This window comes from Mycolicibacterium hodleri (assembly GCF_025822245.1).
Lineage (GTDB): Bacteria > Actinomycetota > Actinomycetes > Mycobacteriales > Mycobacteriaceae > Mycobacterium > Mycobacterium hodleri.
This window is the reverse complement of record NZ_JACKTL010000019.1, coordinates 36,921-57,325: the sequence shown is the minus strand read 5'-3', so window position 1 is coordinate 57,325 and position 20,405 is coordinate 36,921. Positions and strand designations below refer to the sequence as shown.

The following is a 20,405-nucleotide window of genomic DNA, read 5'->3' as shown; positions in this document are numbered from 1 at the left end:
CGCGACCGGGGAAAGTGCCCCGACGCATCTAGAACACGTTCTAGTCTGGCCGGCATGGGATTTCTCAAGCCCGACCTACCGGTGGTCGACTTCGCCGAATGGAGCAAGGGCACCCGCGCGGAGAGGATCAGACCACTGGCCCGCCATTGGGCCGAGGTGGGCTTCGGCACGCCGGTGGTGCTGCACCTGTTCTACGTCGTCAAGATCCTGCTCTACGTCCTGGCCGGGGCGCTGTTCGCGGTCGCCACCTCGGGAATCGGCGGACTGACCAATGTGGCCGCCTGGTACGACGAGCCGATCGTGTTCCAAAAGGTCGTGCTCTTCACGATGCTGTTCGAGGTCGTCGGGCTCGGGTGCGGCTTCGGCCCGCTCAACAACCGGTTCTTCCCGCCGATGGGATCGATCCTCTACTGGCTGCGGCCGGGGACGATCCGGCTGCCACCGTGGCCGACACGTGTCCCTCTGACCCGGGGCACGGCCCGCACTCCGCTGGACGCCCTGCTCTACGGCGCGCTGCTCGTGGTGCTCGTCGTCGCTCTCTTCTCGGACGGCACCGGCCCCATTCCGGCCCTCGGCACCACCGTCGGGGTGCTACCGACGTGGCAGATCTGGACCATCCTGGGCCTGCTGGCCGTCGCCGGCCTGCGTGACAAGGTGATCTTCCTGGCCGCGCGCGGCGAGGTGTACGCCTCCTTCACGGTGGCGTTCCTCTTCGGCGGGGTGGACATGATCATCGCCGCCAAGCTGGTGTGTCTGGCCATCTGGATCGGCGCGGCCACCTCGAAGCTCAACAAGCACTTCCCGTTCGTGATCTCCACGATGATGTCCAACAGTCCGCTGGTGCGCACCAAGGCGTTCAAGCGGGCGTTCTTCGAGCGATTCCCCGACGACCTGCGGCCGGGGCGGATCTCACGGATCGTGGCCCACTTCAGCACGGCGGTCGAGGGATTGGTGCCGCTCGTCCTGTTCTTCACCCATGGTGGCTGGCCGACCGCCATCGCGGCGTTCGTGATGCTGGTCTTCCACTTCGGCATCCTCTCGGCGATTCCGATGGGCGTGCCGCTGGAGTGGAACGTCTTCATGATGTTCAGCGTGCTGGCGTTGTTCGTCGGCCACGCGGACGTCGGCCTCGGCGACCTGACCAGCCCGCTGCCGATCGTCCTGTTCGCCGTGCTGGCCGGCACCGTCGCGGTGGGAAACCTGTTCCCGCGCAAGGTGTCCTTCCTGCCCGGCATGCGCTACTACGCAGGCAACTGGGACACCACGCAGTGGTGCATGAAGCCCTCGGCGGAGGAGAAGATCAGGGCCGGGCTGGTCGCGATCGCGAGCATGCCGCAGTCACAAGTGGAACGCATCTACGGCAGCCCCGAGCAGGCGCTGGTGATGCTGCACTCCGGTTATGCGTTCCGGGCGATGAACACCCACGGCCGGGCGCTGTTCACCCTGGTGCACCGCGCGATGGCCGACGGCGACGAAGCCGACTACGTCGTCACCGAGGGCGAACGGCTGTGCAGCACCGCGATCGGCTGGAACTTCGGCGACGGGCACATGCACAACGAGCAGCTGATCGCCGCGATGCAGGAGCGCTGCGGCTTCGAGCCGGGCGAGGTGCGGGTGGTGCTGCTCGACGCCCAGCCCATTCACCGGCAGCGGCAGGCCTACCGGCTGGTCGACGCGGCCACCGGCGAGTTCGAACGCGGCTTCGTGCGGGTGGCCGACATGGTCACGCGCCAGCCGTGGGCCGACGACGTGCCCGTCCACGTGACGTGGTCGGAAGGTGCCACTACTGCATGACGTCGCGGACCTTGACGTCCTCGAGGCCCTGCAGTAGCAGGTTGCGTGCGGTGTCGAGGTGCTTGCGCCAGTGTGTCTCCGCGCCGGACCCGTCACCTGCGCGCAGCAGCGTCATCAGCCGCCGATAGGACCGGGTCAGCTTGTCGTAGTCGGCCTTGGAGACCTCGCGGAGCTCCTTGATGGCGAATGCCGTGTGGCGCACGGTGATCTCGTGCAGCATGCCCGCGATGATCGTCAGGGTGGCGTTGCCCGAGAGCTCCACCATGCGACGGTGAAACTCGCCGGTGGCCTCGGCCAGCCGCCCCGACTGCCAGCCCGCGGGGATGTCGTCGGCGAGCATGGCGTCGAGTTCGTCGAGGGCGCCGGGTGACGCGGTCTCGGCCAGGAGCCGCACGGCGAGCGGCTCGATGCCCGAGCGCGCGACGAGCACGTCGGCGATGGTGGCGCCCGAGAGTTCCAGGAGCAGCCCGGCCGGCCGGGCGACGATCTCCGGGCCCGGCACGCGGACCCGCGCACCCGTACGGGAACCGCGCCGCACCTCGACGAGTCGTTCGGATTCGAGCACCCGGACCGCTTCGCGCAGCGTCGGCCGGCTGACGCCGAAGTGCGTCATCAGCTCGGCTTCGTTGGGCAGGAAGTCGCCTTCCTTGAGCTGGCCGTCGACCACCATGCGGCGCAGCGTCCCGGCGACCAGTTCGGCGGTCTTGGGGGAGCGGATCGTGGTACCGCCGCGCTGCGCGACGGCATTCGGCCCCATCATGGGTGCCAAAGGCGTGGTGCGAGCCAACGTGGTCTCCGTGCTGTAGCCGGCCGGTTGTTCAACTCAGTAAACCATGTGGGGGCAAGCCCAGCCGCGTGATCGTCGCCGCCCGCCTACCAACCAGTAGGTTGACCTAGTAAACCTACTCATCTACCTTCGAAGTCATCGCAACATCACGCGAACCGTCCAGTTGCACCACGTCAAAGGAGATGTCCATGGCCGAAGCCGTCATCGTAGAAGCGGTCCGCTCGCCCGTCGGAAAGCGCAACGGCGGGTTGTCCGGCGTGCACCCCGGCGAGCTGTCGGCACAGGTGCTCAACGGACTCGTCGAGCGCGCCGGGGTGGACCCGGCGCTCGTCGACGACGTCATCTGGGGCTGCGTCATGCAGGCCGGCGAGCAGGCGCTCGACATCGCCCGCACCGCGGTGCTGACGGCCGGCTGGCCCGAGAGCGTTCCCGGCGTGACCGTGGACCGGCAGTGCGGCTCCAGCCAACAGTCGGTGCACTTCGCCGCCGCGGGCGTCGTGGCGGGGCACTACGACATCGTCGTCGCCGGTGGCGTGGAGTCGATGTCGCGCACGCCCATGGGTGCCTCGCTGGCCAACGGCGGCCACCCGTACCCCGAAGCGTTCCGCGCCCGCTACACCCAGACCCCGAACCAGGGCGTCGGCGCCGAGATGATCGCCGAGCAGTGGGGCTTCGACCGCACCGCGCTCGACCAGTACTCCCTCGGATCGCACGAAAAGGCCGCCGCCGCACAGGATGCCGGGGCCTTCGACGATCAGATCGTCGCCATCAAGGACCAGGACGGCAATGCCGTACTGAAGGACGAGGGCATTCGCCGCGGCGGCACGATCGAGAAGATGGCCGCCATCAAGCCGGCGTTCAAGGAAGACGGAGTCATCCACGCGGGCAACGCCTCCCAAATCTCCGACGGCTCGGCCGCGCTGCTGTTCATGTCGGCCGAGAAGGCCAAGGAACTCGGCCTCAAGCCGCTGGCCAAGGTGCACACCGCCGTGCTGGCGGGCGCCGACCCGGTCATCATGCTCACCGCACCGATTCCGGCCACGCAGAAGGCGCTCAAGCGTTCGGGCCTGACGGTCGACCAGATCGGCGTGTTCGAGGTCAACGAGGCCTTCGCCCCGGTTCCGCTGGCCTGGCTCAAGGACATCGGCGCCGACGAGAAGAACCTCAACCCCAACGGCGGAGCCATCGCGCTGGGTCACCCACTGGGTGGTTCGGGCGCACGGATCATGACCACGATGCTGTATCACATGCGGGACAAGGGAATTCAGTACGGCCTGCAGACCATGTGTGAAGGCGGCGGCCAGGCCAACGCCACGATCCTCGAACTGCTGTGACGGCGGACCCACGGGCCGCCGACGAGAGTGCCGTCCTCACCGAGCGGCGCGGCAACGTCCTGCTCATCACGCTGAACCGGCCGCAGGCGCGCAACGCCGTCAACGCCGCCGTCAGCATCGGGGTGGGCGACGCCCTGCACGACGCTCAGCACGATCCCGAGATCCGTGCCGTCGTGATCACCGGTGCCGGTCAATCGTTCTGTGCCGGAGCCGATCTCAAGGCCATCTCGCGGCGGGAGAACCTGTATCACCCCGACCATGGGGAGTGGGGGTTCGCCGGTTACGTGCAACACGTGATCGACAAGCCGACCATCGCCGCGGTCAACGGCACGGCGCTGGGTGGCGGCACCGAACTGGCGCTGGCGAGCGACCTCGTCGTCGCCGAGGAACGCACAATGTTCGGTCTGCCCGAGGTCAAGCGCGGCCTGATCGCGGCGGCGGGCGGGGTGTTCCGCATCGTCGAACACCTGCCGCGCAAGATCGCGATGGAGTTGCTGTTCACCGGCGAGCCGATGTCGTCGGCCGACGCGCTGAAGTGGGGACTGGTCAACCAGGTCGTGCCCGACGGCACCGTCGTCGACGCCGCCCTGGCCCTGGCCGAGCGCATCACGGTCAACGCACCGCTCGCGGTGTGGGCGAGCAAGCGGGTGGCCGCCGGCATCGACGACGGCGTGATCACCGCCGAGGAGGCCGGGTGGACCAGGACCATGCGCGAAATGGGCACGGTACTGCGTTCTCAGGACGCCAGGGAGGGGCCACTGGCCTTCGCCGAGAAGAGACAGCCCGTATGGCAAGCCAAGTAGGAGAACGACGATGAAGCGATTGATCTTCGAAGAAGAGCACGAGCAGTTGCGGGCGACCGCGCGCCAATTCCTGGAGAAGGAATGCGCGCCGTATGCCGAGAAGTGGGACAGCGAACGCATCGTCGACCGGGAGGCCTACGTCGCCGCGGGCAAGTACGGGCTGATCGGGTTCAACATGCCCGAGAAGTTCGGTGGTGGCGGCGTCGACGACTTCCGGTTCAACGCGGTCGTCGTCGAGGAGTTCACCCGCTACGGTCTGCCGTCACCCGGCCTGAGTCTGCAGAACGACATCGTCGGCCCGTACTTCGCCAACCTCGCCACCGAGGAGCAGCAGGAGCGGTGGCTGCCGGGGTACGTCACCGGTGAGCTCATCGGTGCGGTTGCCATGACCGAGCCGGGCGCGGGCAGCGACCTGGCGGGCATCAAGACCACGGCGGTCCGCGACGGGGACGACTGGATCCTCAACGGTTCCAAGACGTTCATCTCCGCGGGCATCAACTCCGACCTCGTCGTCGTGGTGGCGCGCACCGATCCCGAGGCCGGTCACAAGGGCTTCTCGCTGCTGGTCGTCGAACGCGGCATGGAGGGCTTCACCCGTGGGCGCAAACTCGACAAGATGGGCCAGCACTTCGCCGACACCGCGGAGCTGAACTTCGAGAACGTCCGCGTCCCGAATGCCAACCTGCTGGGCAAGGAGGGTCGCGGCTTCTATCACCTGATGACCAACCTGCCCTCGGAGCGACTGTCGATCGCGATCGCCGCGGTGGCCGGTGCCCGCGCGACGTTCACCGACACGCTGGCATACGTCAAGGACCGCAAGGCCTTTGGTCAGCCGATCGGCAGCTTCCAGCACAACAAGTTCGTCATGGCCGAGATGGACACCGAACTGGAGATCGCCGAGTCGTACGTCGACCGGTGCCTGCAGGCCGTCGTCGACGGCGAGCTGACGGCGGTCGAGGCGTCCAAGGCCAAGTGGTGGTGCACCGAGCTGGCCAAGCGCGTCGTCGACCACTGCGTGCAACTGCACGGGGGCTACGGCTACATGAACGAGTACAAGGTGGCCCGCGACTACGTCGACGTGCGCATCCAGACCATCTACGGCGGCACCACGGAGATCATGAAGGAGATCATCGGCAAGGATCTAGGCCTGTAGAGACGACTTCGGCGCGTCACCCCGCGGGGTGACGCGCCGAAACCGCGTACGGGTGGGGTCAGCCGGCGGCCGGCGCGGGGGCCGGTTCGGCGGGCTGGGCCGACGTCGTGGTGCTGGTCGGCGTGAGCGGCTTGCCCGTGCCGTCGAACGACGTCTTCGGCGTGATCGGCTCCGGCGGAGAATTCGGATCCAGCACGGTGTCGAGGATGTAGATCCGGGCGTTGGCGGCCTGGATGCCACCGCAGATCACCTTGGCGGTGTCGTTGACCTTGATGTCGCCGTCCTTGCCGGTGACCTTGACCTCGGCGCCCTCTTGAGTCGGTCGCTGACCGGCCACGTCGCCGGGGCCCAGAAGGCCGAGGAACACGTGGTAGTAGTCGAGCTTGCTGAGCGCGGTGGGGTCGGCCTTGATGGCCTCGAGGGCGGCGGGATCGAGCTTGGCGAACGCGTCGTTGTTCGGCGCGAAGACCACGTACGGGCCGTTCTCGAGCACGGGCAGGACGTTGACGGCGGGGTTGAGCCCACCGTTGACCGCCGAGGTGAACGTGCTCAGCGACGGGATCTTGGCCAGCACCTGCCCGAGGGGCAGCGTGGCCAGGCTCTCCTTGGTGACACCGCTCGGCGCCAGCTCGGTGCGTACCGGATCGCAGTTGCCCTGCCAGTCCGGCAGCGGCTTGACGTCGGCCGCCGTGGTCGGCGGGGGATCTGCCTGCGCGGTGATCGCCAACGGCAGCGACACGGCGATCGCGGCGACCGCGGCGGACATTCCAATGGCTCGACTGGTGCGAGTCTTCACTTTTCGGCTCCTCAACGTGGTTGATCGCGTCGCCTAGAGCCCGACTCTCGTGACGACGCCAGTGGAAGCGTAAGGGCTCAGATCACGAATCGGCAAAGTCGGATCCGTGCGCGACCTGCTCCGGAGCGGCGCTGACCTGCGGTTTCCGTATGCTCAGACAAAGTAGCGCGGCCACGGCACACAGCCCGGATGCGAGGTAGAACGCGAGGTCGTAGTCGCCTTCGAGGTCACGCAGCCACCCCGCGCCGGCGGCGGCGACCGCAGCCCCCAGCTGGTGGGAGGCGAACACCCAACCGAACACCACCGGCGTGCGCCCGCCGAAGTAGCGGCGGCACAGCACGATGGTCGGTGGCACCGTCGCCACCCAGTCGAGGCCGTAGAAGATGACGAACACCCAGGTGCTCGGCTCGGCGTGGGGCGAGAGCAGCGACGGCAGGAGCAGCAGCGAGACGCCCCGGCCCAGGTAGTAGACGACGAGCAGCAGCCGCGGGTCCACGCGATCGGTCAGCCAGCCCGAGAAGATCGTGCCCACCACGTCGAGGACGCCGATCGTCGCGAGCAGGCCGGCCGCGACGGTGCTCGGCATGCCGTGGTCGTTGGCGGCGGGGATGAAGTGCGTGCCGATGAGCCCGTTGGTGGTCATGCCGCAGATGGCGAAGCTGCCGGCGAGCAGCCAGAACGCCGGTACGCGGACGCCGATCCGGAGGCCGTCGAAGGCCGCTCGGAAGCTGCCGGCCGGCACCACGGCGGGCACTTCCTCCGTTGCCCCGTATGCGGTCAGCCCGACGTCCCTCGGGTAATTCCGCATGAACACCAGCACCAGCGGTACGACGCTGAGCGCCGCCGCCGCCACGATGAGCGACGCCCACCGCCACCCGTGCCGGGTGGTGACCTCGGCGACCACCGGCAGGAAGATCAGCTGGCCCGTGGCACTCGCCGCGGTCAGGACGCCGGTGACCAGCCCGCGCCGGTGTTCGAACCAGCGCGTCGCGATGGTGGCCACGAAGCCCATCGAGATCGACCCGGTCCCGACGCCGACCAGCACGCCCCACAGCAGCACCAGCTGCCAACTGGTCGTCATCGTCACCGACAACGCCGACCCCGCGGAGACCAGCAGCAGGGCCACCGTCAGAACCGGGCGCACCCCGAAGCGGTCCATCAGAGCAGCGGCGAACGGTGCGGTGAGCCCGAACAACGTCATGTTGACCGACATCGCCAACCCGACCGTGCCGTGCGACCAGCCGAACTCGTGGTGCAGCGGGTTCATCATGACGCCGGGCACCGAACGGAAGCCGGCTGCGCCCAGGATCGCGACGAAGCTGACCGCGGCGATCACCCAGGCCCTGTGCAGGCGGGGACGACGCTCGACGTCTGGTTTGGCGATTGTCACCAGCACACGATGTCGTCTTGGGAGCCGGTCCGCCAGTGGCATGAATGACACGACCCGTCAAGAACGTGCCAAACTGGACGCATGCACCGCGTCGCCGTCCTCCTGCTCCCGCCCGTCGTGGGGTTCGACGCAGCGATTGCCCCGCTGCTGTTCGGTGAGGCCGCCGGCGAGGACGACCAACCGCTCTACGACGTCGTGGTGTGCGGCCTCGACACCGATCCGGTGCCCACGACCAGTGGGTTCGGCATGGTGCCCGCCGCCGGTCCCGAGGCGCTGGCGACCGCCGACACCGTCGTCGTCCCCGGCACGCGGTTTCCGTCGGCGCGCGACCACGGTGTGCTGACCCCTGCCGCGCGGGCGGCGTTCGACTCGATTCGACCGGGGACCCGCATGCTGTCCATCTGCACCGGCGCCTTCGTGCTGGCGGCGGCGGGCCTGCTCGACGGTCGCCGCGCCACGACGCACTGGAAGTTCGCGCCCGAGCTGCGCGGCATGTTTCCCAGCATCGACGTCGACGAGAACGTGCTGTTCGTCGACGACGGCGACGTGCTGACCTCCGCCGGTCTGGCGGCCGGCATCGACCTGTGCCTGCACGTCATCCGCTCCGACCACGGCGTCCAGGTCGCCAACGCGGTCGCCCGGCATTGCGTCGTGCCGCCGTGGCGCGAAGGTGGCCAGGCGCAGTTCGTCGACCGGCACCTCCCCGTGCAGGACGACGCGTCCACCGCGGCCACCCGGGCGTGGGCGTCGGCGCACCTCCACGAGGATCTGACGGTCGAACGCCTGGCCCGGCATGCCCACATGAGCGTGCGCACCTTCAACCGCCGCTTCCGCGACGAGACCGGGCAGGCGCCCGGCGCGTGGATCCGCAGCCGGCGGGTCGACCACGCCCGCGAACTCCTCGAGTCCGGCGACCTCGCGATCGACGAGGTGGCACGCCTCGCGGGCCTGGGCACCGGCGGCAATCTGCGTCACCAGCTGCGACGCGGGCTGGGGATGTCCCCGTCGAGCTACCGCAAGGTCTTTCAGGGCGCCTGAACCGCCACGGCTAGGATTTCGGCCATGCCAGAGCCGCTGATCCTGTCCGTCGACGGCCACGGGCCGCAGCTGCACCCGGAGTCGTGGGTCGCGCCCAACGCCACCGTCATCGGTCGGGTGACGGTCGGGGCGAAGGCAAGTGTCTGGTACGGCGCCGTCCTGCGTGCGGAGTTCGAACCCATCGAGATCGGCGACGGCGCCAACCTGCAGGACAACGTGACGGTCCACGTCGACCCCGGTTTTCCGGCCAGCATCGGGGCCGGCGTCAGCGTCGGCCACAACGCCGTACTGCACGGTTGCACTATCGAGGACGGTTGCCTGATCGGGATGGGCGCGGTCGTGCTCAACGGAGCCCGCGTCGGCGCCGGTTCGCTGGTGGCCGCCGGCGCGGTGGTCGGCCAGGGCGCCGTCATCCCCCCGGGCTCTCTGGTCGCGGGCGTGCCGGGCAAGGTCAAGCGCGAACTCAGCGCCGACGAGATCGGCCACAATCGCCTCAACGCGCAGGTCTACGAGCATTTGAGTGACGTCCACCGCACTGCGGTGGAATAGCTTTCGCGCGGGTACCTACCTACGGTGAAACCCATGCGCACACTCGTCACCGGAGCGACCGGCTACATCGGCTCCCGGCTCGTCGCCGCTCTGCTCGGCGAGGGGCACGAGGTGGTCGTGGCCAGCCGCAATCCCGAGCGACTCGGTGACTTCGGGTGGATCGACGACGTGACGCCGGTGATGCTCGACGCCGCCGATCCGGAATCGGCGAGCAGCGCCTTTGGGGTCTGCGGACCGGTCGACGTCGTCTACTACCTGGTGCACGGCATCGGGCAACCCGGCTATCGCGAGGCCGACAACGCCGCGGCCGCCAACGTGGCCCGGGCCGCGAAGGACGCGGGCGTCCGGCGCATCGTCTACCTCGGCGGCTTCGTGCCCGAGGGTGACGAGCTCTCCGAACACCTTGCCGGCCGTGCGGAGGTCGCCGAGGCGCTCACCCTCGACGAGGGACCGGAGGTCGTGTGGCTGGGTGCCGCGATCATCATCGGCGCCGGTTCGACGTCGTTCGAGATGCTGCGCGCCGTGGGCGACCGGTTCCTCCTGATCCCCATGCCGCCGTGGGCGAACAACCCGCTGGACCCCATCTCGATCAGCGACGTCCTCTACTACCTGATCGCGGCGGCCGACTCCGACCGGGTGCCCCCCGGCTCCTACGACATTCGCGGACCCGAGACGACGACCTACGGTGACCTGCTGCTGACCTATGCGCGGGTGTCGGGGTTGTGGCGCAGCGGGGTGCCCGTGCCGGACGTCAACATGGAACTGGTGTCGCAGGTGGCCGCCCTCTTCGTGCCGGTACCGCGCGCGCTCGCCGCGGATCTCGTTCAGTCCCTTGACTATCCGATGATCGCGTCCAACGACGGGCTCAAGGGTTTGGTGCCCGAGCCGCCGGGTGGTCCGGTGAGCACAGAGGACGCGATCAAGTTGTCGCTGTCCGGACACCACCGGCTGCCGGTCGACCAGCTGGCCGATCCGCACCACCTCGCCGACACCGATCCCGCGTGGGCCGGCGGCGACGTCACTCGGATTCGTACTCTCGCGTCGGCGGTCACCCCGTCGGTCGCGCACCCCGCGCTCGGCCTGCTTTGCGCCGTCCCCGGACCCGTCGCCGGCTGGGTGCGGACCGGCTTGGACACCGTGATTGGACTCGCCCCGAAGGGATTGTCGTGATCGGATTCTTCTCCGACATCGGTGCGATCGCGGCGACGCCGGCCGCACCGCACGACGAGCCGCCGATCCTGGTCCGGCGGCGCCGCGTCGTCGTGGCCGTGGTGTTGGTGATCGGAGCGTCCCTGCTGGGGACGTCGCTGCGCACCACGCCGGGTGAGACCGCGTTCTACGTGCTGACGCTGGCACTGGCCGCGGTGTGGGCGATAGGGGCCCGACTCTCCGGGCCGCTGCACCTCGGCGCCGTGACGTTCCGCGGCAAGCTGCGGCGGCCGATCTTCACGGGTGCGGGCGTCGGCGTGGCGCTCGGCCTGGTGTTCATCGTCGGTGGGTTGGTGTGCCGCGAGATCGCCCCGGTGCGCGAATACATCGTCGCGGTCCTGGAGTACGCCAACTACGGCTCGCTGTGGCTGGTCGTGTTGATCACCGTGATCAACGGGGTCGCCGAGGAAATGTTCTTCCGTGGCGCGTTGTTCAGCTCGCTCGGCCGGTTCCATCCCGAGATCGTCTCCACGATCGTCTACGCCCTGGCCGTGTCCGCGGCGGGCAACCCCATGCTGGGCTTCGCCGGCATCATCCTCGGCGCGGTGTGCGCCTACGAACGCCGAATCACCGGCGGCGTGCTCGCGCCCATGCTGACCCACTTCTTCTGGGGTCTGGTCATGGTGCTCGCACTGCCGCCGATGTTCGGCGTCTAGCTACCGCAGCGGGTTCGCGATCTCGTCACGGGGCATCCGCGCCGCCACCATCGCGATGGCCGCGAGGACGACCGGTACGACGCCGGCTGCGACGAAGATCGTCTCCATCGGCACGACCTTCGACAGCGGACCCGCGATCGCGAACGACAGCGGCATGAACGCCAGCGAGACGAAGAAGTCCAGACTCGACACGCGGCCCAGCATCTCCCTCGGCACCCGGCGCTGAAGCAGCGTTCCCCAGATCACGCTGCCCGCACCGTCGGTGACGCCGACGACGAACGTCGCCGCGGCCATCAACGGAAACGACGACGTTGCGCCGACGATCACCAGCGGCAGCGAACCCGCGCCCCACATCACCATCATCACCGTCAGGTAGCGGCGCGGCAGCCGACCCGACGACACGGTTAGCGCACCTATCGCGCTGCCGATCCCGAAGGCCGCCAGGATGAAGCCGTACATCCGTGCGCCGTCGTCGAACCGGCGCTGTGCGATGAAGGGCAGCAGCACCTCGATCGGGCCGAGGACCACCAGCACGAATACGCACGCGAACAGCAGCGTCCACAGCAACCAGGGGGTGTGCACCATGAAGCGAACTCCGTCGCGCATGTCGCGCAGCACATGGGTTTGTGCCTGTTCATGCTGCGGCGCAACGGTTTTCGCCGGCCGGGTGGCGACGAGCAGCACCAGGCCGATCGCGAACAGGGCGGCCACGGTGAACGCACCGAGGGCGGGGAACGTCATGCCGACCAGGACGCCGGCGACCGCGGGTCCGACGGCTCGCTGGAACACCGGGCGTACGACGCCCTCGACGCCGTTGGCGGCCAGCAGCTGGTCGGCGGGCAGGATCCGCGGAAGCATGGCGCTGTAGGCGGGAAAGAAGAACGCCGCGGCGACACCCAGTGTGCCGGCCCCGACGGCGAGGTGCCAGATGCGAAGCACGCCAAGAGAACTCAACGTCGCGACCGTCAGGACGACGGCGACGTTGACCGTCTCGACGGCGATGATGATGGTGCGCTGGTTGATCCGGTCGGCCGCGATCCCGCCGATCAGGACGAACGCGACTAGGCCGGTGCCCAGGCAGGTGGCCACCAGGGACAGCGACGCGGGATCGTCGTCGAGGGCGATCACCTGCATCGCCATCACCACGGCCCACATGCCCTCGGCGAAGATCGAGATGGACAGTGCGCCGATCAGCAAGCGGTATTCGCGGAACCGGAATGGTGCGAGCACGCGCCAGCCGCCGGTGACCGGCGGTTCTAGTTCGACATGCGTACTCACTCGGTGATGGTGGCTGATCGCCCCCCGCCGAGTCGAACGATTTTCGGCGAATCACGGGGTCGTCGACGGCTCATCCCCAGGAGCGAGGACCCACCCGATCTGGAATCCGTTATCACCGGCGATATCACCCGCGCAGTGATAGCGCCGGTGATGGAGACTTCGAGACCGGGTCCGTGCCCAGGGCGGCGCCCGTCAGTCGTCGGTGAAGGTCGCCGGCCGCCGCTGCTGAAACGCCGTGGTGCCCTCACGGAAGTCGTGGGACGACAGCAGGGCCAATTGCCCCTCGGTCTCGCGCGCGAGCGCGCCCTCGAGCTCGGTCAACGTGGCGGCGTTGACGGCGGCCTTGGTCTTGCGCAGAGCCACCGCGGGCCCGGACTTCAGCGTCTCGATCACCGCGTTCGCCTCGGCCTCGAGGTCGTCGGCCGCGTGCACCGAGCTGACCAGTCCCGCGGCGAACGCGTCGGCGGCGGAGAGGCGCTCGGCCAGCAGCGCCATCCGCATCGCCCGGGCCCGGCCGATGGAGGCCGCCACCAACGCCGAGGCGCCTCCGTCGGGCATGAGCCCAATCTTGGTGAACGCCAACAGGAAGTACGCCTTCTCCGAGGCCAAGACCACGTCGGCGGCGACCGCCAGCGACACCCCGACCCCGGCGGTCGGGCCCTGCACGACCGACACCACCGGCTTGGGTAGCGCGACGATGGAGCGGACGGCGCGGTTGGCCGCCGACAACGTGTCGCCGAACGGATCGTCGGAATCGGGCGCGGCGTCGTCGGGGCCGATGCCGGCGCCGGAGCTGAAGCCGCGTCCCGCGCCGCCGAGGCGCACGACGCGCACGGCGGGATCGGTGGCCGCGCGCTCCATCGTGTCGGCGATGGTCTCGAGCATGGCGGCCGTCAGCGAGTTGAGGCTGTCGGGCCGGTTCAGCGTCACCACGAGAACCCCGTCGTGCAGCGTCACGGTGAGATCGTCGATGCCGGTGTAGGTCTCGGTATTGGTCATGCCCGCCTCTGGTTGAGCGAGCGCGAGGCCCGCGATCGGTCGACTTGGTTATACAAGTAAGCTATGTCGCGGTCAACTGGGTCGAACTGCTGGAGGGTGTCAACGATGACTGGACCACTGCACGGATTGCGGGTCGTCGAGCTCGCCGGGATCGGCCCGGGGCCGCACGCCGCGATGATCCTCGGCGACCTCGGTGCCGACGTGGTGCGCGTCGAGCGGCCGGGCAAGGGTGGCGGCGTGCCCGTCGGCGGCCGTGATTCGATGCTGCGCAACCGGCGTTCGGTCGCGGCAGACCTGAAGAGCGACGAGGGTCGCGAACTGGTGTTGCGGCTGATCGCCAAGGCCGACGTGCTCATCGAGGGTTACCGCCCCGGGGTGACCGAACGCCTCGGCCTGGGGCCGGAGGACTGCGCCGCGGTCAACGAGCGACTGATCTACGGCCGCATGACGGGGTGGGGTCAGACCGGGCCGCGCGCGCAGCAGGCCGGCCACGACATCAACTACATCTCGCTCAACGGCGTCCTGCACGCGATCGGCCGCAAGGGCGAGCGACCCGTGCCGCCGCTGAACCTCGCCGGGGACTTCGGCGGCGGGTCGATGTTCCTGATCGTCGGCATCCTCTCCGCGCTGTGGGAGCGACAGACCTCCGGCAAGGGCCAGGTCGTCGACGCCGCCATGGTCGACGGCTCCAGCGTGCTGTCTCAGATGATGTGGAGCTTCCGCGCCGGCGGCATGTGGAGCGACGAGCGCGGTGTCAACATGCTCGACACGGGTGCGCCGTTCTACGACACCTACGAAACCGCCGACGGCAAGTACGTCGCCGTCGGGGCGATCGAGCCGCAGTTCTACGCGCAGCTGCTCTCCGGGCTCGGGCTGGACGGGGCGGACCTGCCCGGCCAGCACGACGCGGCGCGCGCGGAGGAACTGCGGGCGACGTTCGCCGCGGCGTTCCGCGAGCACGATCGGGACCACTGGGCCGCGGTGTTCAACGGCACCGACGCCTGCGTCACCCCCGTCCTGAGCTTCGGCGAGGTGGAGAGCGAACCGCACATCACCGAACGCGGCACCTTCTTCCGTGACGGCGCCAACCTGGAGCCCGCTCCCGCTCCCCGCTTCTCGCGCAGCGTGCCCCCGACCCCGACGCCGCCCGGCGAGAAGGGTGCGGACACCGAGGCCGTTCTGCGGGATTGGGTATAGTCCCAACCAACCAGTGGGTTGAATTAACGAAGGGAACCGATCAGTGCAGATCAAGGACTCGGTAGCGGTCGTCACGGGAGGTGCGTCGGGCCTGGGCCTGGCGACTGTCAAGCGACTGCTGGACGCCGGCGGCAGTGTCGTGGTCATCGATCTGAAGGGCGAGGAGGTGGTCGCCGAGCTCGGTGAGCGCGCCAAGTTCGTCACCGCCAACGTCACCGACGAGGACGCCGTCGCCAAGGCTCTCGACGTCGCCGAGTCGATGGGGCCGCTGCGCATCAACGTCAACTGCGCCGGCATCGGCAACGCGGTCAAGACGGTGAGCAAGAACGGCCCGTTCCCGCTCGACGGGTTCCGCAAGGTCGTCGAGGTCAACCTGATCGGCACCTTCAACGTGATCCGGTTGGCCGCCGAGCGGATCGCCAAGACCGAACCCGTGGGTGAGGAGCGCGGCGTCATCGTCAACACCGCGTCGGTGGCGGCCTTCGACGGCCAGATCGGCCAGGCGGCGTACTCGGCGTCCAAGGGCGGAGTGGTCGGCATGACCCTGCCGATCGCCCGAGACCTGTCCCGCGAATTGATCCGCGTGTGCACCATCGCGCCGGGCCTGTTCAAGACCCCTCTGCTGGGCTCGCTGCCCGAGGAGGCGCAGCGCTCGCTCGGTGCGCAGGTGCCCCATCCCGCCCGCCTCGGCGATCCGGACGAGTACGGCGCGCTCGCGCAGCACATCGTGGAGAACCCGATGCTCAACGGCGAGGTGATCCGCCTGGACGGCGCGATCCGGATGGCTCCCCGGTAGAGCCATGAGCATCACGACGAAGTTCACCGAGGTCTTCGGTGTAGAGCATCCGATCGCCCAGGGCGGCATGCAGTGGGTCGGCCGCGCCGAACTCGTTGCGGCCGTGGCCAATGCGGGCGGACTTGGCTTCATCACCGCGCTGACGCAGCCCACCCCCGCGGACCTGGCGCGCGAGATCGCCAAGACCCGTGAGCTGACCGACAAGCCGTTCGGGGTGAACCTGACGATCCTGCCGTCGATCAACCCTCCGCCGTATGACGAGTACCGGCAGGTGATCGTCGACGAGGGCGTCAAGATCGTCGAGACCGCGGGCTCCAACCCGGCCCCACACCTGCCGATGTTCCACGACCACGGCATCAAGGTGCTGCACAAGTGCACCTCGGTGCGGCACGCGGTGAAGGCTCAGGGGCTGGGCGTCGACGGCATCAGCATCGACGGCTTCGAGTGCGCCGGCCATCCGGGCGAGGACGACGTCCCCGGGCTGGTGCTCATCCCGGCGGCTGCCGCGCAGATCGAGATTCCGATGATCGCCTCCGGCGGCTTCGGCGACGCCCGTGGACTGGTCGCGGCGCTGGCGCTGGGGGCCGACGGGGTCAACATGGGCACGCGGTTCATGTGCACCGTCGAATCGTGCATCCACCAGAACGTCAAGGACGCCATCGTCGCCGGCGACGAGCGTGGCACCGAGTTGATCTTCCGCACCCTGCACAACACCGCCCGTGTCGCGAGCAACGTGGTGTCGCGCGAAGTGGTGGAGATTCTCAAGGGCGGCGGTCAGTTCGAGGACGTCAAGGATCTGGTGGCCGGGGTTCGCGGGCGCAAGGTGTTCGACGACGGCGATCTGGACGCCGGCATCTGGACGGTGGGCACCGTGATGGGCCTGATCAACGACATCCCGACGTGCGACGAGCTGATCTCCCGCATCGTGCGGGAGGCGGAGGACGTCATCACCGCACGGCTGGGCGGCATGGTGGCCACCCCCGTTGCGGCTACCGCTTGACCCCTAGACGCACGAGAGCCGCCGACCCATGGTCGGCGGCTCTTCGTGTATCGGTCTGGCAGGCGCCGTCTCAGACGGCTTCGGCGAGGTCCGGAAACTGCTCGGCAGTGTCTCCCTCGACGAGGAAGTCCCCGTGGTAGAGGGCCTCGAAATCAACCTTGATGACGTTGGCATTGCTCTCGTCGATCCACATGTACTGAACAGTAACCTCAGGCATTGAGAGAACTCTGAGCCTGGATTCTGAAAATGGTGGCAATTGTTACCGGGAAGTAGGTTCGTCCCCTGTGCCACCCGGCCGAGAACGCAAGAAGCCGCCGACGGATACGTCGGCGGCTTCGCCTACCGCGTGGGCAGGACGGATCCCGTGTGCACCCGAGGGTGCGACCGGTCGGCTCGCGTTGGTTGCGGGTGAACCCGCGACCGATTAGACGGCTTGGGCGAGGTCGGGGAACTGCTCGGAGCAGTCACCCTCGACGAGGAAGTCCCCGTGGTAGAAGGCCTCGAAGTCAACCTTGATGACATCTGCGCTGGTGTCGTCGATCCACATGTACTGGACAGTAACCATCACCATTAAGAGTTCTTTGAGTCACGATTCGGAAAACCCTGGCAATTCTTACCTCGAAGTAGGGTTCTAGGCCCCCGGGGCGCTCAGGTGCAGCGGGTTGACGCCGTTCAGCAGCACCCAGGTGGCGACCGCCGCGGCCACTGCGACCAGGAACAACGGGATCGTCACGGTCCCCGGCCAGCTCGGTCGCGCGAACACGCGGGCGTCCACGGAATGGCCGCCGGCCCCGACGAAGAGCAAGGCCGCTCCGGCAAACGCCACGAGGAACGGCACGTTGAAGGGATCCGACCACACGGCGGCGCCGGACACGGTGACCGCCCAGGCGTCGATCATCGCCGCGAGGATGCCGCACGCGGCCAACGGAGTCAGCAAACCCAGCAGCAGTGCGGCGCCGCCGGCGATCTCGGTGGCCGTCACCAGGTAGGCGGCGAATGTGGGCGACCGCCAGCCACCGTTCGCCATGAACTGCGCGGTGGAGGTGAAGTCGACCGCCTTGAGGATGCCGGCCTGCAGCGCGGTGCCGGCCACCCCGATCCGCAGGATCAGGACCCCGACGTCGTGCAGTGACGTGGCGTTCCTGGTTCGCCGTGTGAGCACGCCGGTCGTCGCCATGGCGACCACCCTAGGGGTGCGTTGAACGATCCGTCCCCCGCCGTCGTGCCATTGAGGGGAGAGGCGTTGACCAATTCAAGTTAACGCTGATAAGTTACCGCCGGTACTACAGGAAGGGGACCGTGTGCTGCACCGCATCGCACGCTCGGCGATCGCCGCACCACGCCGCATCCTGGCCGTCGCCGCGCTGGTCATGGTCGCCGCCGCGATCTTCGGCATCCCGGTGGCCAAGAGCCTCTCGGCGGGCGGCTTCCAAGACCCGAACGCGGAATCGTCTCTGGCCGGCCGGCTGCTCACCGACAAGTTCGGGCAGGGTGACATGCAGATGCTGGTCACCGTGACGGCGCCGGACGGCATCAGAAGCCCCACCGCGACCAAGGTCGCCGACGACGTCGTCACCCGGCTGAAGCAGTCTCCGCACGTCGCCGACGTCACCTCGGCGTGGACCGTCCCCCCGGCCGCCGCGGCGGCACTCACCAGCAGGGACGGCACCTCCGGCCTCGTCGTCGCCGGCATCACCGGCGGCGAGAACGACGCCCAGAAGTACGCCAAGGAACTGTCCGACGCCGTCACGCAGGACCGTGACGGCGTCACCGTTCGCTCCGGCGGCCTCGCCATGGTGAACGCCCAGATCACCGCGCAGACCGAACGCGACCTGCTGCTGATGGAGTCGATCGCCATCCCGCTGAGCTTCCTGGTGCTGGTGTGGGTGTTCGGGGGGCTGGTGGCCGCCGCGTTGCCGATGCTCGTCGGCGGCCTGGCGATCGTGGGGTCGATGTCGGTGCTGCGGCTCATCACGCTCGGCACCGACGTGTCGATCTTCGCCCTCAACCTCTCGACCGCACTCGGGCTGGCCTTGGCCATCGACTACACGCTGCTGATCCTTAGCCGCTACCGCGACGAGCTCGCCGACGGCGTCCCCCGCGACCAGGCCCTGATCCGCACGATGTCGACCGCCGGCCGGACGGTGCTGTTCTCCGCCACCACGGTCGCGCTGTCGATGGCCGCGATGCTGATGTTCCCCATGTACTTCCTGAAGTCCTTCGCCTACGCGGGCGTCGCCACGGTGGCGTTCGCCGCCGCCGCGGCGGTCGTCGTCACGCCCGCCGCGATCTGGCTGCTCGGCGACCGGCTCGACGGCCTCGACGTCCGTCGACCGTTGCGACGGTTGTTGCGCAGGGACGAGCCCACGGCCAAACCCGTCGAGCAGATCTTCTGGTACCGCTCCACCAAGGCGGTCATGCGCCACGCGATCCCCGTCGGACTGACCGTGGTGGTGCTGTTGCTCGCGCTCGGAGCCCCGTTCCTCAGCGTGCGGTGGGGATTCCCCGACGACCGGGTGTTGCCCACGTCGGCGTCCGCGCACCAGGTGGGCGACCAGCTTCGTGACGACTTCGCCGACGACTCGTCGACCACGGTGACCGTCGTCGTCCCCGACGTCGACGGACTCGCACCAGATGCGCTCGGGACGTACGCCGCCGACCTGTCCAAGGTGCCCGACGTGGCCTCGGTCTCCGCGCCGACGGGGACGTTCGTCGGCGGCGCCAGAGTAGGCCCACCGTCGGCCGCCACCGGGTTGGCCGACGGCAGCGCGTTCCTCAGCGTCGGCAGCACGGCGTCGCTGTTCTCCGACGCCTCCGAGGCGCAGCTCGACGCGCTGCACGGCGTCGCCGGACCGGGCGGCCGCGACGTCCAGCTGGGCGGCGTCGCGCAGATCAACCGCGACAGCGTGCAGGCGATCACCACCCGGTTGCCGTGGGTGCTCGGGCTCATCGCCGTCATCACGTTCGGTCTGCTGTTCCTGCTCACCGGCAGCGTCACCCTGCCGCTGAAAGCCGTTCTGCTGAACATCCTTTCGTTGACCGCCGCCTTTGGCGCGCTGGTGTGGATCTTCCAGGACGGCCATCTGAACGCGCTGGGCACCACGCCGACCGGAACGCTCGTCGCCAACATGCCGGTGCTCCTGTTCTGCATCGCCTTCGGGTTGTCGATGGACTACGAGGTCTTCCTGGTCGCCCGCATCCGGGAGTACTGGCTGGGGCTGAGGGCGAACGGGGATGCGACGCCGTCGGGTCTGCGGGCCATCCACGCGGCGCGTGCCGACAACGACGAGGCCGTCGCCCTGGGTCTGGCCCGCACCGGGCGCGTGATCACCGCCGCCGCCCTGGTGATGTCGATATCGTTCGCCGCGCTGATCGCCGCCGAGGTGTCGTTCATGCGGATGTTCGGCGTCGGCCTGACATTGGCGGTGCTGGTCGACGCCACGCTCGTCCGGATGGTGCTGGTGCCCGCGTTCATGCACGTGATGGGTGGCTGGAACTGGTGGGCGCCACGGCCGCTGGTCTGGCTGCACCAGCGGATCGGCATCAGCGAGGCCGGTTTGGGGCCCGACCACGAGATTCGGCCGACGTCAGACCGCGGCATGGTCGCCTCGGCAGACGGTCGCTGA

General features: G+C 68.6%; 20 protein-coding genes. 12 read left to right on the top strand and 8 right to left on the bottom strand.

All coding sequences use genetic code 11. The features are described from left to right. Positions 1 to 54 precede the first annotated feature (54 nt). Positions 55 to 1,794 carry a DUF3556 domain-containing protein gene (locus H7J06_RS05780; RefSeq protein WP_264037706.1) on the top strand — a complete coding sequence of 580 codons (1,740 nt, stop codon included), beginning with the start codon at positions 55 to 57 and terminating at the stop codon, positions 1,792 to 1,794. Here H7J06_RS05780 and H7J06_RS05775 read toward each other — a convergent pair. Beyond that, entirely contained in the window at positions 1,784 to 2,581 is a 798-nt protein-coding gene (locus tag H7J06_RS05775) for a FadR/GntR family transcriptional regulator (RefSeq protein WP_264037705.1), read from the bottom strand. The two genes, H7J06_RS05780 and H7J06_RS05775, sit on opposite strands and share 11 nt — an antisense overlap. A 188-nt stretch (positions 2,582 to 2,769) precedes the next feature. Here H7J06_RS05775 and H7J06_RS05770 point away from each other — a divergent pair, with 188 nt between their 5' ends. From H7J06_RS05770 to H7J06_RS05760, 3 genes are read left to right on the top strand one after another with little or no spacing between them, the layout of a single operon-like run. After that, complete coding sequence (locus tag H7J06_RS05770) at positions 2,770 to 3,915, top strand: thiolase family protein (protein ID WP_264037704.1); 1,146 nt, start codon at positions 2,770 to 2,772, stop codon at positions 3,913 to 3,915. Continuing rightward, on the top strand, positions 3,912 to 4,718 hold the full coding sequence (locus tag H7J06_RS05765; RefSeq protein WP_264037702.1) for a crotonase/enoyl-CoA hydratase family protein: 807 nt from the start codon (positions 3,912 to 3,914) through the stop codon (positions 4,716 to 4,718). Before H7J06_RS05770 ends, H7J06_RS05765 begins: the two co-directional genes overlap by 4 nt. Positions 4,719 to 4,728: 10 nt before the next feature. Then, the gene (locus H7J06_RS05760; RefSeq protein ID WP_264037701.1) at positions 4,729 to 5,871 is read left to right on the top strand and encodes an acyl-CoA dehydrogenase family protein; all 1,143 of its coding nucleotides are present in this window, start codon (positions 4,729 to 4,731) and stop codon (positions 5,869 to 5,871) included. A 58-nt stretch (positions 5,872 to 5,929) separates the two neighbouring features. Here the strand turns inward: H7J06_RS05760 and H7J06_RS05755 are convergent, their stop codons facing one another. Continuing rightward, complete coding sequence (locus H7J06_RS05755; RefSeq protein ID WP_264037700.1) at positions 5,930 to 6,667, bottom strand: fasciclin domain-containing protein; 738 nt, start codon at positions 6,665 to 6,667, stop codon at positions 5,930 to 5,932. An 82-nt stretch (positions 6,668 to 6,749) separates the two neighbouring features. After that, positions 6,750 to 8,060: an MFS transporter gene (locus H7J06_RS05750; RefSeq protein WP_372515247.1), complete on the bottom strand. Its 1,311-nt coding sequence runs from the start codon at positions 8,058 to 8,060 to the stop codon at positions 6,750 to 6,752. Positions 8,061 to 8,138: 78 nt separating this feature from the next. On the opposite strand from H7J06_RS05750, the gene H7J06_RS05745 reads away from it, so the two are divergent. Genes H7J06_RS05745 through H7J06_RS05730 form a run of 4 tightly spaced genes read left to right on the top strand, consistent with a single transcriptional unit; the run spans position 8,139 to position 11,509 of the window. After that, the gene (locus H7J06_RS05745) at positions 8,139 to 9,095 is read left to right on the top strand and encodes a GlxA family transcriptional regulator (protein WP_264037698.1); all 957 of its coding nucleotides are present in this window, start codon (positions 8,139 to 8,141) and stop codon (positions 9,093 to 9,095) included. Positions 9,096 to 9,119: 24 nt separating this feature from the next. Beyond that, the gene (locus H7J06_RS05740; protein ID WP_264037697.1) at positions 9,120 to 9,644 is read left to right on the top strand and encodes a gamma carbonic anhydrase family protein; all 525 of its coding nucleotides are present in this window, start codon (positions 9,120 to 9,122) and stop codon (positions 9,642 to 9,644) included. A 24-nt stretch (positions 9,645 to 9,668) separates the two neighbouring features. Beyond that, positions 9,669 to 10,814, top strand: coding sequence for an NAD(P)H-binding protein (locus tag H7J06_RS05735; protein WP_264037695.1), 1,146 nt, complete (start codon positions 9,669 to 9,671; stop codon positions 10,812 to 10,814). Beyond that, positions 10,814 to 11,509: a CPBP family intramembrane glutamic endopeptidase gene (locus H7J06_RS05730; RefSeq protein ID WP_372515246.1), complete on the top strand. Its 696-nt coding sequence runs from the start codon at positions 10,814 to 10,816 to the stop codon at positions 11,507 to 11,509. Before H7J06_RS05735 ends, H7J06_RS05730 begins: the two co-directional genes overlap by 1 nt. Here the strand turns inward: H7J06_RS05730 and tet(V) are convergent, their stop codons facing one another. Both tet(V) and H7J06_RS05720 read right to left on the bottom strand, forming a co-directional pair. Beyond that, entirely contained in the window at positions 11,510 to 12,787 is a 1,278-nt protein-coding gene (tet(V), locus tag H7J06_RS05725; RefSeq protein ID WP_264037692.1) for a tetracycline efflux MFS transporter Tet(V), read from the bottom strand. Between the two features lie 192 nt (positions 12,788 to 12,979). Beyond that, a complete protein-coding gene (locus H7J06_RS05720; RefSeq protein WP_264037691.1) occupies positions 12,980 to 13,786 on the bottom strand; it encodes an enoyl-CoA hydratase in 807 nt (268 codons plus the stop codon). A 105-nt stretch (positions 13,787 to 13,891) separates the two neighbouring features. On the opposite strand from H7J06_RS05720, the gene H7J06_RS05715 reads away from it, so the two are divergent. Genes H7J06_RS05715 through H7J06_RS05705 form a run of 3 tightly spaced genes read left to right on the top strand, consistent with a single transcriptional unit; the run spans position 13,892 to position 16,779 of the window. Further along, a complete protein-coding gene (locus H7J06_RS05715) occupies positions 13,892 to 14,983 on the top strand; it encodes a CaiB/BaiF CoA transferase family protein (RefSeq protein WP_264037690.1) in 1,092 nt (363 codons plus the stop codon). Between the two features lie 43 nt (positions 14,984 to 15,026). Next, positions 15,027 to 15,779, top strand: a complete 753-nt coding sequence (locus H7J06_RS05710) for a 3-hydroxyacyl-CoA dehydrogenase (protein ID WP_264037688.1) — start codon at positions 15,027 to 15,029, stop codon at positions 15,777 to 15,779. 4 nt (positions 15,780 to 15,783) lie between these two features. Beyond that, positions 15,784 to 16,779: an NAD(P)H-dependent flavin oxidoreductase gene (locus H7J06_RS05705; protein WP_264037687.1), complete on the top strand. Its 996-nt coding sequence runs from the start codon at positions 15,784 to 15,786 to the stop codon at positions 16,777 to 16,779. Positions 16,780 to 16,849: 70 nt separating this feature from the next. On the opposite strand, the gene H7J06_RS05700 is transcribed toward H7J06_RS05705, so the two are convergent. The 3 genes from H7J06_RS05700 to H7J06_RS05690 form a co-directional block, all read right to left on the bottom strand. Continuing rightward, the gene (locus H7J06_RS05700; protein ID WP_264037853.1) at positions 16,850 to 16,972 is read right to left on the bottom strand and encodes a hypothetical protein; all 123 of its coding nucleotides are present in this window, start codon (positions 16,970 to 16,972) and stop codon (positions 16,850 to 16,852) included. 231 nt (positions 16,973 to 17,203) lie between these two features. After that, complete coding sequence (locus H7J06_RS05695; protein ID WP_142271112.1) at positions 17,204 to 17,326, bottom strand: hypothetical protein; 123 nt, start codon at positions 17,324 to 17,326, stop codon at positions 17,204 to 17,206. An 84-nt stretch (positions 17,327 to 17,410) separates the two neighbouring features. Further along, positions 17,411 to 17,956, bottom strand: a complete 546-nt coding sequence (locus H7J06_RS05690; RefSeq protein WP_264037686.1) for a DoxX family protein — start codon at positions 17,954 to 17,956, stop codon at positions 17,411 to 17,413. 124 nt (positions 17,957 to 18,080) lie between these two features. Here H7J06_RS05690 and H7J06_RS05685 point away from each other — a divergent pair, with 124 nt between their 5' ends. Beyond that, positions 18,081 to 20,405 (top strand): MMPL family transporter, encoded by a 2,325-nt coding sequence (locus H7J06_RS05685; RefSeq protein WP_264037685.1) that lies wholly within the window; start codon positions 18,081 to 18,083, stop codon positions 20,403 to 20,405.

Coding starts and splice junctions, on each gene's coding strand:
- H7J06_RS05780 (WP_264037706.1), top strand. CDS start 55: ATGGGATTTCTCAAGCCCGACCTACCGGTGGTCGACTTCGCCGAATGG.
- H7J06_RS05770 (WP_264037704.1), top strand. CDS start 2,770: ATGGCCGAAGCCGTCATCGTAGAAGCGGTCCGCTCGCCCGTCGGAAAG.
- H7J06_RS05760 (WP_264037701.1), top strand. CDS start 4,729: ATGAAGCGATTGATCTTCGAAGAAGAGCACGAGCAGTTGCGGGCGACC.
- H7J06_RS05745 (WP_264037698.1), top strand. CDS start 8,139: ATGCACCGCGTCGCCGTCCTCCTGCTCCCGCCCGTCGTGGGGTTCGAC.
- H7J06_RS05740 (WP_264037697.1), top strand. CDS start 9,120: ATGCCAGAGCCGCTGATCCTGTCCGTCGACGGCCACGGGCCGCAGCTG.
- H7J06_RS05720 (WP_264037691.1), bottom strand. CDS start 13,786: ATGACCAATACCGAGACCTACACCGGCATCGACGATCTCACCGTGACG.
- H7J06_RS05715 (WP_264037690.1), top strand. CDS start 13,892: ATGACTGGACCACTGCACGGATTGCGGGTCGTCGAGCTCGCCGGGATC.
- H7J06_RS05705 (WP_264037687.1), top strand. CDS start 15,784: ATGAGCATCACGACGAAGTTCACCGAGGTCTTCGGTGTAGAGCATCCG.
- H7J06_RS05700 (WP_264037853.1), bottom strand. CDS start 16,972: ATGTGGATCGACGAGAGCAATGCCAACGTCATCAAGGTTGATTTCGAG.
- H7J06_RS05695 (WP_142271112.1), bottom strand. CDS start 17,326: ATGTGGATCGACGACACCAGCGCAGATGTCATCAAGGTTGACTTCGAG.
- H7J06_RS05690 (WP_264037686.1), bottom strand. CDS start 17,956: ATGGCGACGACCGGCGTGCTCACACGGCGAACCAGGAACGCCACGTCA.